The organism is Streptococcus gwangjuensis (genome assembly GCF_028156745.1).
In the GTDB taxonomy this organism is placed as follows: domain Bacteria; phylum Bacillota; class Bacilli; order Lactobacillales; family Streptococcaceae; genus Streptococcus; species Streptococcus gwangjuense_A.
Genome location: NZ_JAODJG010000009.1, coordinates 1 through 503, shown reverse-complemented (window position 1 = coordinate 503; position 503 = coordinate 1). Strand labels below are relative to the sequence as shown.

Annotated in this window: 1 protein-coding gene; it reads left to right on the top strand. The window is 39.0% G+C overall.

Annotated elements, in window-relative coordinates; translation table 11 throughout:
* Positions 1-503: mucin-binding protein (locus N5909_RS00080; RefSeq protein ID WP_419965927.1), on the top strand; the 503-nt coding region annotated here is incomplete at both ends.

Sequence of the window (503 nt, the reverse complement as noted above, 5' to 3'; positions counted from 1 at the left end):
GAATCACCAGTAGTTAAAGGTTATATTCTAAAAGATGCTAAACAAAAAGAAGTAGCAGCTACAACAGGATTAACTGCAGACTCTAAAGATGAAAATATCGAAGTTGTCTACACTAAACTTGGTTCATGGATTCCAAAAGTACCAGAAGGTTCTACACCAGTTCCTCCAGTTACGTATCCAAACGATCCAACAGATCCAACGAAACCAGGAACACCAACAACAGTGATTCCTCACGTTCCAGGAACAACTCCAAAAGATCCAAATGGAAATCCACTGAAACCAGTAGATCCAAATGATCCAAGTAAAGGATATGTTCCACCAACACCTGAAAACCCAACAGAAGATACGCAAATCACTTATGAGAAAGATACTCAAAAAGCGAAAGTAACTTATGTGGTAGAAGGAACAGGAACAGTACTTCACACAGATAACCTAGAAGGTAAATCTGGAGAACCAATCAAGTACTCAACAGTAGCGAAACTTACTGAATTGAAAGCTCTAGG